Origin of the sequence: Pseudomonas putida (genome assembly GCF_030159595.1) — a bacterium.
GTDB classification, from domain to species: Bacteria; Pseudomonadota; Gammaproteobacteria; order Pseudomonadales; family Pseudomonadaceae; genus Aquipseudomonas; species Aquipseudomonas putida_AC.
Genome location: NZ_BSKJ01000010.1, coordinates 68780 through 80991, shown reverse-complemented (window position 1 = coordinate 80991; position 12212 = coordinate 68780). Strand labels below are relative to the sequence as shown.

Sequence of the window (12212 nt, the reverse complement as noted above, 5' to 3'; positions counted from 1 at the left end):
CAGGCACTCCTTGTGCTGACCCTTCCCTGGCTAAGAACCTTAATCTAGCAGCTTTCCAGCGATTGGGAGGGCCTACAACCGACAGTGTCAGTTACTATTGCATGCCCAATGTAAACAAACGCGCCAGCCCTTGCGGCTGGCTTCATCGGTGTACCCCACCTTCACTTCCCCTCCGGAGCGTTGCACGATGGTTTGCACAATTGACAGCCCCAGGCCAGCACCCTCCTCGGTGGTATCAACGCCGCGATAGAAGGGGTCGAAGACGCGCCCCCACTCTGCTGGGGCAATGCCTGGCCCATCGTCACGCACACACAGCATCACCTGGCCAGCGCCCTGCTCCACATGCAGATCTACATGGCCTGCTACTGGGGTATGGCGAATGGCATTCTCAACCAGGTTCTTGATGACGGCCCTCAATTCAATTTCTCGCATGGGCAAGTAGACATCTTCACCTTCCAGGCCGATGTCGATCTGTTTCTGTTCGGCCAATGGCAGCAGGTCCTCCAGCACCAGCCGGCAGGCTTCATGCACTGACACAGCCCCTGGCGGCATATCGCCAAGCTGAGCACTTGCCAGCGCCAACAGTTGTTCGATGAGCTTGCGGCTCCTGCCGATGCCCAGGCGCAGTTGGGCCACTTGTGCCTGGGCGCGCGGTGACAGCGTTTCGGGCTCAAGGCCTTCGGCCTGAAGCGAGAGCGCAGTAAGGGGGGTACGCAGTTCGTGGGCCGCATCGGCGACAAAACGCTTCTGGCTTTCAAGGGTTCGCGCCACCCGCGCCAGCAGCCGGTTTATCGCCTGTACGAATGGGCGTATCTCGTTGGCCAGCATACGCTCATCGATGGGGCGTAAATCCTGCTCATCCCGGGTATCCAGCATTGTCGCCAATGCCCCGACAGGCCTGAACAGCTCGCGAATCAAGTTGGACACCACGAGCAGCAAGATGGGGAACAGCATGGCAAATGGCAACAATGCGCGCCACGCGCTCTCGCGGGCATCGCGGTTGCGGCTGTCAATTTCCTGCGCCACGGCAAAGCGCTTACCGGACTGATCTTTACTCACCAATACGCGAAAGGGCTCATTGCCTACGGTGACAGTAGACAAGCCGTCGGCCACAGCGCCCGGCAAGGGCAAAGGCAGCTGGCTGTCATCCACATGGCTGACCGCGAGGCCATCGGACAGATACTGGATGACAATACGGGTTTCTTCATCGTCGCCCGCCGCAGGCTGCAGGCTGGCCGGGTAATGAAATGCCAGGCCTTGACGCATATACAAGGCAGCAACCTGGCGCAGGCTGTTGTCCTGCAGTTCCAGCGCCTCATCGTAGGCCGAGAAGTAGCTGAATGCCCCACTCAACGTCGCCACCAGCAGAATCGCAACCGACAACGCCACCGACAGGCGCAGTTGCAGGGACTGACTCAGCCGTCTTTTGAAACCCTCCATCCCAGCCCCCTGATATTACTGATCACATCCTTGCCCAGTTTGCGTCGCAATGCATGGATGATGAACTCCACGGCATTGCTTTCCACCTCGTTCCCCCAGCCGTACAGCCGGTCTTCAAGCTCGCCACGCGACAAAATCGCCCCTGGGCGAATCAGCAAGGCCTGGAGCAAGGCAAATTCGCGGTTGGAGAGCTGGACCGGCTGCTCATCCAGGACGCGAGCGCATTTGCTGACCGGATCCAGGCTGAGTGTGCCGTTACCCAGCTGTGGCGCCGCACGGCCTCCTTTACGGCGCATCACGGCGCGCATCCTGGCAAGCAGCTCTGCCATTTCGAAAGGTTTTTGCAGAAAGTCATCCGCCCCGCCATCCAACCCACGCACGCGGTCATCCAGCCCCGAGCGTGCGGTAATGATCAGCAGCGGCACTGGGTTGTCGGCGGCCCGCAGACGTTGCAGCAATTGCAGGCCATCTTGCCCAGGCAACCCCAGGTCGAGCAGCACTTGGTCATAGGGCTGCGTGCGCAAGGCCGCTTCGGCCGCCAGCCCGTCCGCCACCCAATCCACGGCATAACCCGCCGCCGCCAGCGCGTCCTGCAGTGCCTGGGCGATCATGGCGTCATCCTCGACCAGTAAAACGCGCATTGGCTTCCCCGATGTGAGCATGTGAGGGAACAATAGCCAAGTGCAAGGCCATTGCCACCTGCGTGCTTCAGCCTTGTCGCTGCCCTTGCAAGCTGTCGAATGCTTTCATGAGGGTGTCCATGGCAGCCTTGCAGTCGCTTTGTTGGGGTTGGCCGGCGCGCAGTGCGTCCAACGCCCGATCAATCGCTTTGTCCAGAACATGCCAGTCGCTTGCGGCGCGTGGTTTGATGCCGGCTTCGGCGTCATCCCAGCTTTTTTCCAGGTCCTTGATACGTGCCTTGGCCGCTGGCAGGTCCTGTGCGTCGACCTTGGCCGCCACATCCTCGGCAATGGCCCGGAATGCGCTCAGGTCACCCAACCGGGTCGGCGCGTGAACGCCTGAGGCTACGCGTTGCGCTTCATCTGGCTTGGAACACCCTTGGGCCAGCAGGACACCCGCCGCACAGGCGATAGCCGCCATGGTTTTGCTAAAACGGTTCGAAATCATGGGTAACGACCTCAATTATCAACGGGCGAGTCGCTTGGACTGTTCGGCACTGAACTGGGCAGCAGCGACCAGGATGAAGATGACACAAAGGAAAATCGCACTGGTCCAGGTAGCACCCATACCGAGCCCACCATAATCATGGGACTGAGTCAGCAAGTCGCCCAAGGAGGCCCCTAACGGCCGCGTCAGAATGTAGGCCACCCAGAAAACCAGGACCGTGTTGCCCCCCAGGCGCCAGACGACCAGGCACACAGCAATGAGCGCTGCAAAGATCACCGTGCCGATATCAAAACCAAGCCCAAGCGCCTCGGTTGCGAGATCACCGCCTGCAGTGCCCAGTGCGAAGGTACAAAGCACAGTGCTCCAATAGAAAAACTCGCGCCTGGGCGTCACGATTTCGCGTATGGAAAGGTTGCGTTCCACCGCGTACCAGACCGCAAAATTGGCCGCCAGCAGCACCGAGAAAACAGCCGTGCTGGCGTAAAGGCTGACGTCCAGTTCGTCCGTCAGGATGTCGGTAATCTGGGTACCCAGGATGCTCACCAGCACCACGCAAAGCCAGTAGATCCAGGGCTCACATGTGCGTTTGCGCACCTGCAAGGCCAGCGCACCCGCTAGCAGCACGGCCATTACCGCACTGGTGATGACCAGCCCCCAACCGATGTCGACGGCAAGGAAGTCGGCGAAGGTCTCGCCGACCGTGGTGGACATGATTTTGATCACCCAGAAGGACAGCGTCACTTCTGGTACTTTGTTGAGCCAACCTTTGCTTGAAAGATTCATCGGGCGTAACTCCTCAGGTCCCGTCAGGGGGCTGAGCGGGAGGTTACGGATGAATACTTAGATGAGCCTGAGCGTTGCAAACGGGGCGCGAGCGCGTGTTGCCTCGCGCCCAGAGCCTTACAGGTCGTAACGCAGGGCCAGGCCGACAGTGCGAGGCGCACCGACGTCGAGAATGTCGCCGCTACGGTTGTTGGTGATGTATTCCTTATCGAAGGCATTCTTCACGAAACCAGACACCGAAATGTTGCGAGTGACCTTGTACTCGGTGTTGAAGTTGACCAACCAGTAGTTGTCGCTACGGCGCTCGTCAAGGACGTGGCCAGCAGCATCGAACTCATACTCCGAAGGCGCGGTGCTCTGGTAGACGACATCGGTGTTCAAGCTCAGGCGGTCGTTCCAGCGGTAGGTGCCGCCCAACGACACCTTGTATTTGGGCGAATAGAGGAAGTCTTCACCGCTCATGTCACGACCATCGCCGGTGACGAAGTCCTTGTACTTGCCTGCTGTCACGGCAGCCCCCAGGTTCAGGGTCAGCTGTTCGCTGAAATCCTTTTCGACAAAGACCTCCAGGCCTTTGATATCGCTGCTCCCGGCATTGAAGATGTGGGCGAACTGGGTATCCGGGTCAAGCACACTGACCTGCTGGTCCTTCCAGTCGGTGTAATACAGGTTGGCCCGTGCTCGCAGGCTCTTGTCGAGGAACGCGCCACGGTAAGACAGCTCGTAGTTGGTGGTGTATTCCGGGTCGTAAGCCTCGTGGCCGCCACCGGCCCGCACGTTCACGCCACCGCCGCGGTAGCCCTTCTGTACCATCAAGCCCATGTACTGGTCTGCGGCCAGCTCATAGTCGATACCGAGTTTGGGAAGCACGGCATCGAACGACTTGCTCACCTTGCCAGTGCTGGAGAAGTCGTCCTGGTCGATGTCGGTGTCATTGGTTTCGTGGTCGTAGCGCAGCCCTGTAATCAGCGTCCAGCGCGGGACGAACGTCCAGTTGATCTCGCCGAATACGGCCTTGTTCTCGATTTTGGTGTCGCCTTTGGCGGTACCGAACAGTTCGTCGTCGAACAACAAGCGATCATGGAAGTTGTTGGTGTTGTGGCCGTAATAGGCCCCGACGAAGCTCTTCACGGTCTCCGACGCGTAGTTCAGCCGCAGTTCCTGACTGAATAAATCTCCGTCCTGCTTGCGCAGAATGACCTGGTTATCGATAGCCGTCTGATCGAAGTCCAACCGCGCACTGTAATCAGAGCTTGTATTGGCCGTCAGGCTGGTCAGCGACCAGTTGTCATCCAGGCGATAATCGACCTTCGCGCTTACGGTGTCCTGCTTGAGGTCGTCGAACGCCTGGGTGTTGGACGACATCTTGTAATAACGCACCCGGTCGTTCTCGCGCACCACCGAATTGTCGCCCTGACGATGTTCGTTGTGTGCATAGGTCAGCAGCACTTCCAGGTCTTCATTGGGCAGGATCAGCACCTTGCCGCGACCGTTGGTCGAACGGTTGGGGTTGGCATCGTCATTGCGCGCGACGTTGTCGATATAGCCATCGCCTTCGGTGTAATCCAGGGCGATACGCCCAGCGATCTTGCCATCGACGATCGCCCCGCCACCGGCCACAGCGGCACCACGTTCGCCGTAGTTGCCGACACTGGTTTGCGCCGAGAAGCTTGGCGTGAAGGTCGGGTTGCGGGTCTGGATGACCACCGCACCGGCCAATGAGTTGCGGCCTTGGGTGGTCGATTGCGGGCCGAGGAACACCTCCACCTGCTCGGCGTCCCAGATGTGCGTCGGGGTGAACGTCAATGCACGGTTCGGCTGCACGGCACCGTCTACGAATACGGATACCGCGCCATTGAGCGTGGCCGGCCCCTGGTCGTCGAAGCCTGAAACCGGCACCCCACGAATCCCCCAGTTTTCGTTACCGGCCTGCGTGTACACCCCCGGTGTGCGGGCGAATACATCGGCCAGGTCTTGGTCGGCCTTCTCACGCAGTTGCTGCTCGGTCACCACAACCACGCTGGACTGTGTCTGCTCCAGGGTACGGTTTATTTTTTCCCCCGTGACCGTGATCGGTGTCAACTCCACGGCGCCGGTCGAGTCGTCTGCCCATGCGCTGTTAGATAAGCAGACCGCCGAACCTACCGCCCACGCGATTGCATTTTTCTTGAATTCCACGCCCAGCTCCCTTGCGACAGATTTTTATGGTTTTTCTTGCGTTCTGAACGCTGCATTTCTGCAATTCGGCGGGAGTCTAATGCAAAAAAAATAACAAATAAATACGAATGATAGAGCCTCTCATTAACATCAGGCGTGATACCACTCAAGCGCGAAAAAACAGGTAATGAATGCGCGAGGTTCGTGCTCACCTAGACAATGCGGCACTGCGGCGCTGCATCACCAGGTGCCGGGCTTTGTCGAACGCCCAGTTGTACAGCACGGTGTAGGGCAGGATGATCACGAAGAAGCCCAGCTCCACCATGAACGCCTGCAACAGCGAGATATCCAGCATCCACGCCGCCACCGGCAAGCACCACACCACCAGCCCTGCCTCAAAGCCCAAACCGTGCACAAAACGCGCACTGGCCTTCCAGTGGATACGCTCGGTCTGCACCCAGCGATCGACCAGCGCGTTGTAAACCATGTTCCACAGCATGGCGATTACCGACAGGGTGACCGCCAAGGCCCCCGCCGTCGCCAGCGATTTACCCATTACCCAGGACAACAGCGGCGCGCACAACAACACCGCGAACACTTCGTAGCCAACGGCGTGAACCAGGCGTTCGGTGAAAGACACGTTTTTCATTGCAAAATCCATCCATTGCGTGAGTCGTGCTTTCTATTTTCTTTGGTAAAACTGATACTCGCGACATAGCTACCATCGGTTTTATCAATACTATGCGCTACTCACCCGAAGCTCTGGTTGCCTTTGTCGAAGCCGCGTCGCTGGGTTCGTTTTCCGCAGCGGCGCGCAAATTGCGCAAAAGCCAGTCCACCGTCAGCATTGCCATTGCCAATTTCGAGGCTGATATCGGCTGCCCACTGTTCGACCGGGGTGGCCGCCACCCCACGCTGAATGAGGCAGGCCGACAGGTGCTGAGCCATGTGGAGGCCATTCTTGATGCCAGCGCACAGCTCGATGCCTTGGCGGTGCGGCTGGCGGAAAACGTGGAGCCACTGGTGTCGGTGGTGATGTCGGACAGCTACAGCGTCACCTTTCAGGGCGCGGTAATGGCCCGCTTCGCCCAGCAGTACCCGCACACCGAACTGCGCTGCGGCCCGGCGGAGGACGCTGATGTGATCGACATGATCCAGCAGGGTATGGCCCATGTCGGCATTCTTGCCACGCAGCCCAGCTACCCCGCCGACGTTGCCGTGGCCCGCTTGCCCGAGCAGGCAGAGTTCGGCGTGTATGTGGCCAGCGGGCACCCACTGGCGGGCCTTGAGAGGGTGCAAACGAAACACCTGGAAAACGCGCGGCAGCTGTACATCAAGACCTATGCCCCCAGCCTGCACCATGGCCGCGGCCAGGCTTGGTCCGCACCCGATTACCTGACCCTGCTGGAGTTCGCCGTGCGCGGGTTTGGCTGGGCCGAGCTGCCGAGGGCGCTGGTGGCACGGTTTGGCACTGAGTTGGTGGAGTTGCAGCTAGCGGGTTACCCGCGCCGTGTCGATATGGATGTGGCCTGGTCGAGCCGACGGGCGTTGGGGCCGGCGGGGCAATGGCTGGTACGGCAGATGCTGGGGCGGTAGCCCTCCTTCGCACCCCTTGTGCACCAAAACGCAAGATCCAGTACACCCAACGACAAGCCTTCCTCCCACCCTCCCGCGTAGCCTGTCACCACGCGCCGCCCCGCTGCGGCACGCACCCAAAGCACAAGAACAAACGTTGGTGACCTATGCAGACAGTAGATCCGATCACCCTTGCGGTTGTCCGGGGTGCGCTGGAAACAGCGCAACGCGAAATGACCCTGACCCTGGAAAAGACCGGCCGGTCCAGTGTGTTCAACCTGGCCCATGACTATTCCAACTCGCTGTTCGACCACCTGCCGGAAATGATCCTGCAGGGCCAGGACATCCCCATTCACCTAGGCTCGCTGATTCCGGCCATGAAGTGCGTGGCCGAATTCTTTGGCGACGACATCGCCGAGGGCGATGTGATCTACCACAACGACCCGGCCTACAAGGGCAGCCATATTCTCGACTGCTGCATGTACAAACCGGTGTACTACCAAGGTGAGCTGGTGTTCTGGACCGTGTGCAAGGGCCACCTGACCGACATCGGCGGCCCGGTGCCGGCCGGCTACAACCCCGATGCCAAGGAGATCTACGCCGAGGGCCTGCGTATTCCACCCGTCAAGCTGTGGGAAAAAGGCAAACGCCGCGAAGACGTGATCAACTTCATGCTCACCAACATGCGCGCACGCCCCTACCAGGAAGGCGACCTCAATGCCCAGTACGGCGCCTGCAAAGTGGGCGAGCGGCACTTGCTGGAGCTGCTCGACAAGTACGGCGTGGCCCAGGTGCGTGCCTGCATCGCCGAGCTGAAGAACATGGCCGACCGGCACATGCGCGCACTGTTGCGCGACGTGCCGGACGGTGACTACAGCGGCACCGCCGTGCTCGAAGATGCCGGCCATGGCCTGGGCGAGCTGGCCATCACCGCCCATGTGCAGATTCGCGGTGACCAGGCCCATGTGCGCATCGAAAGCCCGCCACAAGTGCCCTACTTCATCAACTCCTACGAGGGCAACTCGGTGTCGGGCGTGTACCTGGGGCTGATGATGTTCGCCCAGGTAGCGCCGCCCTACAACGAAGGCCTTTACCGCTGCGTCACGGTCGATGTCGGGCCCAAGGGTACCCTGTGCAACGCCGAAGAACCGGCACCTCACGTCAACTGCACCACCACGCCGATGGAAACCTTGGCCGATGCCGTGCGTACTGCGCTGGAGCAAGCCTCGCCACAACGGGTAACGGCCTCCTGGGGGCATACCAGCGGCATCAACATCGCCGGCCACGACCCGCGCAATGGCAACAGCGAGTATGTGACCATGGTGCTGGCCTCGATCATTGCCGGTGCCGGTGCCAACAAGGTGATGGATGGCTGGCACGCCTGCGGCCCGCTGTGCTGTTTCGGCGCGCTGATGAGCGGCGACATCGAGCTGCTCGAACATGCCTACCCGGTGCTCATCCACCGTTACAGCCTGATGGCCGACAGTGGCGGCGCTGGCGAATTTCGCGGTGGTTCGGGCACCCGGCTGGAGATCGAGCCGCTGGACCACGCCATGACCGTGGTCGGCTTCGGCGAAGGCCGGCAACTGCCCACCGCCGGTGCCGCCGGGGCACGCAATGCCCTGCTGGCGCCCAAACTGGGCCGGTTGATCCACCGCCACGCCGATGGCAGCGAAGACCACTACACGCAAAACCCGATGCTCACCCTGCAGCCCGGCGAACGCATCATCAACATCAACCCGGGTGGCGGTGGTTATGGCGACCCGCTGCGCCGCCCCATTGCCGCCGTACTGCAAGACCTGCGCAACGGCCTGGTCTCGCCCCAGGGCGCCGCCCTGGAGTACGGCGTGGTCGTCGATCCCGACGGCCAGCTGGATGAACCCGCAACCCGCCTTGCCCGCGCCCCGCACTGACCGGAGACCCATCATGCGCAACCAATATCGCCTGGGCATCGACGCCGGCGGCACCTTCACTGATTTCATCCTGGCCGACCGCGACGGCGGCGTGCAGCTGTTCAAGGCCCCGTCCACACCGCAGGACGGCACCCTGGCCATTCGTGCCGGCCTGGCGCAGATCGCTGACGCCACCGGCCGCAGCCCGGCCGAGCTGATCGCCCACTGTGACCTGTGCATCAACGGCACTACCGTGGCCCTCAACGCGCTGATCGAGCGCACCGGGGTCAAGGTTGGCCTGCTCTGCACCGAAGGCCATGAGGACAGCCTGGAAATCCGCCTGGGGCACAAGGAAGAGGGCCACCGCTACGACGCCCATTACCCGCCGGCACACATGCTTGCCCCACGCCACCTGCGCCGCCCGATCGGTGGCCGTATCCTCGGCGATGGCCGAGAGCACAGCCCGCTGGACGAACGCGCCATCCACGCCGCCATCGACTACTTCCGTGCCGAAGGCGTAGAGGCCGTGGCCATTTCCTTCCTGTGGTCGGTGCGCAACCCCAGCCACGAGCAGCGTGCCGCCGAGCTGGTGCGGGCAGCCCTGCCCGGGGTGTTCGTCTGCACGGGCTGCGAGGTGTTCCCGCAGATTCGCGAGTACACCCGCACCTCCACCACGGTGGTCAACGCCTACCTCAGCCCGGTGATGGCGCGCTATGTGGCGCGCATCGACAGCCTGTTCCACGAGCTTGGCGCACAGCAGCCTGTGCGCTACTTCCAGTCCAACGGTGGCCTGGCGCCAGGGCACCTGATGCGTGAGCGCGCGGTCAATGCCATCAACTCCGGCCCCGCCTCGGCGCCACAGGCGGGGCTGGCGGTGGCGCGGCCGTTCGGTATCGACAACGTCATTACCGTGGACATGGGCGGCACGTCGTTCGACATCACCCTGACCAACGCCGGGCGCACCAACTTCAGCAAGGACGTGGACTTCCTGCGTCAGCGCATCGGCGTGCCGATGATCCAGGTGGAAACGCTAGGTGCTGGCGGCGGCTCCATCGCCCACCTGGACGAGTTCGGCATGCTGCAGGTCGGCCCGCGCAGTGCCGGCGCCATGCCGGGGCCGGTGTGCTATGGCAAAGGTGGTACCGAGCCCACGGTAACCGACGCCAACCTGGCGCTGGGCTACCTTCCGGATGGTGCATTGCTGGGCGGCAGCATTCGCCTGAACCGCCAGGCAGCACTGGATGCCATTCGCAGCAAAATCGCCGAGCCACTGGGCATCAGTGTGGAGCGTGCCGCATTCGGCATCACCACATTGGTCAACCTGAACATGGTCAACGGCATTCGCCGCGTGTCCATCGAACGCGGCCACGACCCACGCGACTTCGCCCTGATCGGCGCAGGCGGTGCGGCGGGCATGCATGTGGTGCGCCTGGCCGAGGAAATCGGCATGCAGACCGTGTTGATCCCCAAGGTGGCATCGGGCTTGTGTGCATTCGGCCAGATCCTGTCCGACGTGCGTTACGACCAGCTCACCAGCCTGTCGATGCGCCTGGACGCCGGGCATGTAAACCTGGCACAGCTCAACCAGGCCCTCGCCGAATTGCGCCAGCAAGGCTTGGCCAACCTGCGCGAAGACGGCTTTGGCGACCAGGCCAGCAGCTGCCACTACACCCTGGAAATGCGCTACCTGGGGCAGATCCATGAATGCAGCGTGGAGCTGGTGCAGCATGCCCTGGATGACGCGGGCCTGGCCGCGCTGATCAGCCGCTTCCACAGCCGCCACCAGACCCTGTACTCGTACAGCGAGCCCGACAGCCCGGTGGAACTGGTAAACCTGGAGTGCTCGGTGATCGGCCACCTGCCGCGCCCACCGCAGCCTGAGCTACAGGGCCCGGCCGAGCCACCGGCAGCTATCCCGGAAAGCGTCCGCCCGATGCTGTTCAGTGCCGACGGTGAATGGCAGCCCACGGCAGTGTTCAACGGCAACCGCCTGCTGCCGGGGCAGACCGTGCAGGGCCCCTGCGTGATCGAGGAAGACACCACCAACATCGTCCTGCCACCTGGCTGGCTGGCGCGCCTGGAGCCTTCGGCCACTTACCTGGTGACACGCGGGGCTTGATCAAACGGTCGGCATGCGCCGATCATGGGCCTGAAAGCCGCCTGGCAGCCTCGCGCTGCCGGGCGGTTTGCACAATAACAAGAGCTGCTTGAGTAGCTTGCCTGCAGTTCCTTTTTTCAATGCTGCCCTCTTTGAAAAAGGACCCACCATGCCCACAGAACTCTCGACCCACGGCTGGGCGCAGCCGGAGCGCCAGGCGCGCTGGGCCGAAGCCATCAGTGACACTTATTTCCCGTTGAGCCTGGCGTTTGCCGCCGAGCAGCCGTTCGATGGCCACCTGCAACGCTGGAGCACGCCCAGCACACCGCTCAGCCTGTCACGTCTGCGCTCCAGCAAGCTGGGCTATTCACGCAGCAAGGCCCATATTGGCCAGGACCATGAAGCGTTCTATCTGGTGACCGTACCGCGCAGCTGCGAAGTGCACTTCGAACAGGACGGCCACCCGCTCAGCTGCAGCCCGGGCGGATTCATCGTCGAGCGCGGCGACGCACCCTACCGCTTCCATTACGGCGCACAGAACGACCTGTGGGTGCTCAAACTGCCCGAGCGGGCACTCAAGGCCAACCTGCTGGGGCACAGACGCTACACCCGGCATTGCTTCGATGCCAGCCAGGGCCTGGGGCGTATCTTCGTCGAGCAGCTGGACCTGTGCGCCCGCCATTTCGATGCCAGCCCTGCGGCTGCCCGGCATTTACTGCTGGAACAGGCCTCGGCCACCCTGCTGCTGGCCCTGCAACAGGACGAACGCGTCCTCGGCAGCGAAGGCAGTAACCTCAGCGCCCTGCACCTGACGCGGGTCGAGCAGCATGTGCTGCAACACCTGGGGGACCCCGAACTCACACCACAAACCATCGCCAGCGCCTGCGGGCTGTCGTTGCGTTACCTGCACAAGCTGTTCGCGATCACGCCCTATACCCTTGGCGAGTGGGTACGCCTGCAGCGCCTGGAGGCCGTGTACCGGCAACTGCGCGACCCGCATTGCCACCTGGCCATTGGCGAACTGGCGTTCCGCTGGGGCTTTGCCGACCAAGCGCAGTTCACCCGTGCGTTTCGCCAAAAATATGGGTGTACCGCGCGGGAGGTCAGGGCTGCGTGTACGCACTGAACGGTGTGAGCGG

10 protein-coding genes are annotated in these 12212 nt (G+C 62.0%); 4 read left to right on the top strand and 6 right to left on the bottom strand.

All coding sequences use genetic code 11. The annotated features are described in order from the left end of the window. Window positions 1-87: 87 nt before the first annotated feature. The 6 genes from QQL85_RS21100 to QQL85_RS21075 all read right to left on the bottom strand — a co-directional run bounded on the left by QQL85_RS21100 (window position 88) and on the right by QQL85_RS21075 (window position 6157). Complete coding sequence (locus QQL85_RS21100) at window positions 88-1440, bottom strand: sensor histidine kinase (protein ID WP_284356148.1); 1353 nt, start codon at window positions 1438-1440, stop codon at window positions 88-90. Beyond that, the gene (locus QQL85_RS21095; protein WP_284356149.1) at window positions 1416-2081 is read right to left on the bottom strand and encodes a response regulator; all 666 of its coding nucleotides are present in this window, start codon (window positions 2079-2081) and stop codon (window positions 1416-1418) included. Before QQL85_RS21095 ends, QQL85_RS21100 begins: the two co-directional genes overlap by 25 nt. Before the next feature lie 67 nt (window positions 2082-2148). Beyond that, complete coding sequence (locus QQL85_RS21090; RefSeq protein ID WP_284356150.1) at window positions 2149-2568, bottom strand: hypothetical protein; 420 nt, start codon at window positions 2566-2568, stop codon at window positions 2149-2151. Between the two features lie 18 nt (window positions 2569-2586). Continuing rightward, on the bottom strand, window positions 2587-3351 hold the full coding sequence (locus QQL85_RS21085) for a COG4705 family protein (RefSeq protein ID WP_284356151.1): 765 nt from the start codon (window positions 3349-3351) through the stop codon (window positions 2587-2589). A 117-nt stretch (window positions 3352-3468) separates the two neighbouring features. Then, window positions 3469-5529, bottom strand: coding sequence for a TonB-dependent receptor (locus tag QQL85_RS21080; protein ID WP_284356152.1), 2061 nt, complete (start codon window positions 5527-5529; stop codon window positions 3469-3471). Window positions 5530-5716: 187 nt separating this feature from the next. Then, window positions 5717-6157: a multidrug/biocide efflux PACE transporter gene (locus QQL85_RS21075; protein ID WP_110742349.1), complete on the bottom strand. Its 441-nt coding sequence runs from the start codon at window positions 6155-6157 to the stop codon at window positions 5717-5719. A 92-nt stretch (window positions 6158-6249) separates the two neighbouring features. Here QQL85_RS21075 and QQL85_RS21070 point away from each other — a divergent pair, with 92 nt between their 5' ends. From QQL85_RS21070 to QQL85_RS21055, 4 genes are all read left to right on the top strand, one after another. Beyond that, a complete protein-coding gene (locus QQL85_RS21070) occupies window positions 6250-7104 on the top strand; it encodes a LysR family transcriptional regulator (protein ID WP_284356153.1) in 855 nt (284 codons plus the stop codon). Between the two features lie 146 nt (window positions 7105-7250). Continuing rightward, window positions 7251-8996: a caprolactamase subunit beta gene (gene capB, locus QQL85_RS21065; RefSeq protein ID WP_284356154.1), complete on the top strand. Its 1746-nt coding sequence runs from the start codon at window positions 7251-7253 to the stop codon at window positions 8994-8996. Between the two features lie 13 nt (window positions 8997-9009). Beyond that, the gene (gene capA, locus QQL85_RS21060) at window positions 9010-11094 is read left to right on the top strand and encodes a caprolactamase subunit alpha (protein ID WP_284356155.1); all 2085 of its coding nucleotides are present in this window, start codon (window positions 9010-9012) and stop codon (window positions 11092-11094) included. 148 nt (window positions 11095-11242) lie between these two features. Beyond that, window positions 11243-12199 (top strand): helix-turn-helix domain-containing protein, encoded by a 957-nt coding sequence (locus QQL85_RS21055; protein WP_284356156.1) that lies wholly within the window; start codon window positions 11243-11245, stop codon window positions 12197-12199. Window positions 12200-12212: the final 13 nt, after the last annotated feature.

What these genes read in the sequence shown, in the direction of transcription:
- QQL85_RS21095 (WP_284356149.1), bottom strand. Translation starts at nt 2,081, where the DNA reads ATGCGCGTTTTACTGGTCGAGGATGACGCCATGATCGCCCAGGCACTG.
- capA (WP_284356155.1), top strand. Translation starts at nt 9,010, where the DNA reads ATGCGCAACCAATATCGCCTGGGCATCGACGCCGGCGGCACCTTCACT.
- QQL85_RS21055 (WP_284356156.1), top strand. Translation starts at nt 11,243, where the DNA reads ATGCCCACAGAACTCTCGACCCACGGCTGGGCGCAGCCGGAGCGCCAG.
- QQL85_RS21100 (WP_284356148.1), bottom strand. Translation starts at nt 1,440, where the DNA reads ATGGAGGGTTTCAAAAGACGGCTGAGTCAGTCCCTGCAACTGCGCCTG.
- QQL85_RS21090 (WP_284356150.1), bottom strand. Translation starts at nt 2,568, where the DNA reads ATGATTTCGAACCGTTTTAGCAAAACCATGGCGGCTATCGCCTGTGCG.
- QQL85_RS21070 (WP_284356153.1), top strand. Translation starts at nt 6,250, where the DNA reads ATGCGCTACTCACCCGAAGCTCTGGTTGCCTTTGTCGAAGCCGCGTCG.
- QQL85_RS21075 (WP_110742349.1), bottom strand. Translation starts at nt 6,157, where the DNA reads ATGAAAAACGTGTCTTTCACCGAACGCCTGGTTCACGCCGTTGGCTAC.
- capB (WP_284356154.1), top strand. Translation starts at nt 7,251, where the DNA reads ATGCAGACAGTAGATCCGATCACCCTTGCGGTTGTCCGGGGTGCGCTG.
- QQL85_RS21085 (WP_284356151.1), bottom strand. Translation starts at nt 3,351, where the DNA reads ATGAATCTTTCAAGCAAAGGTTGGCTCAACAAAGTACCAGAAGTGACG.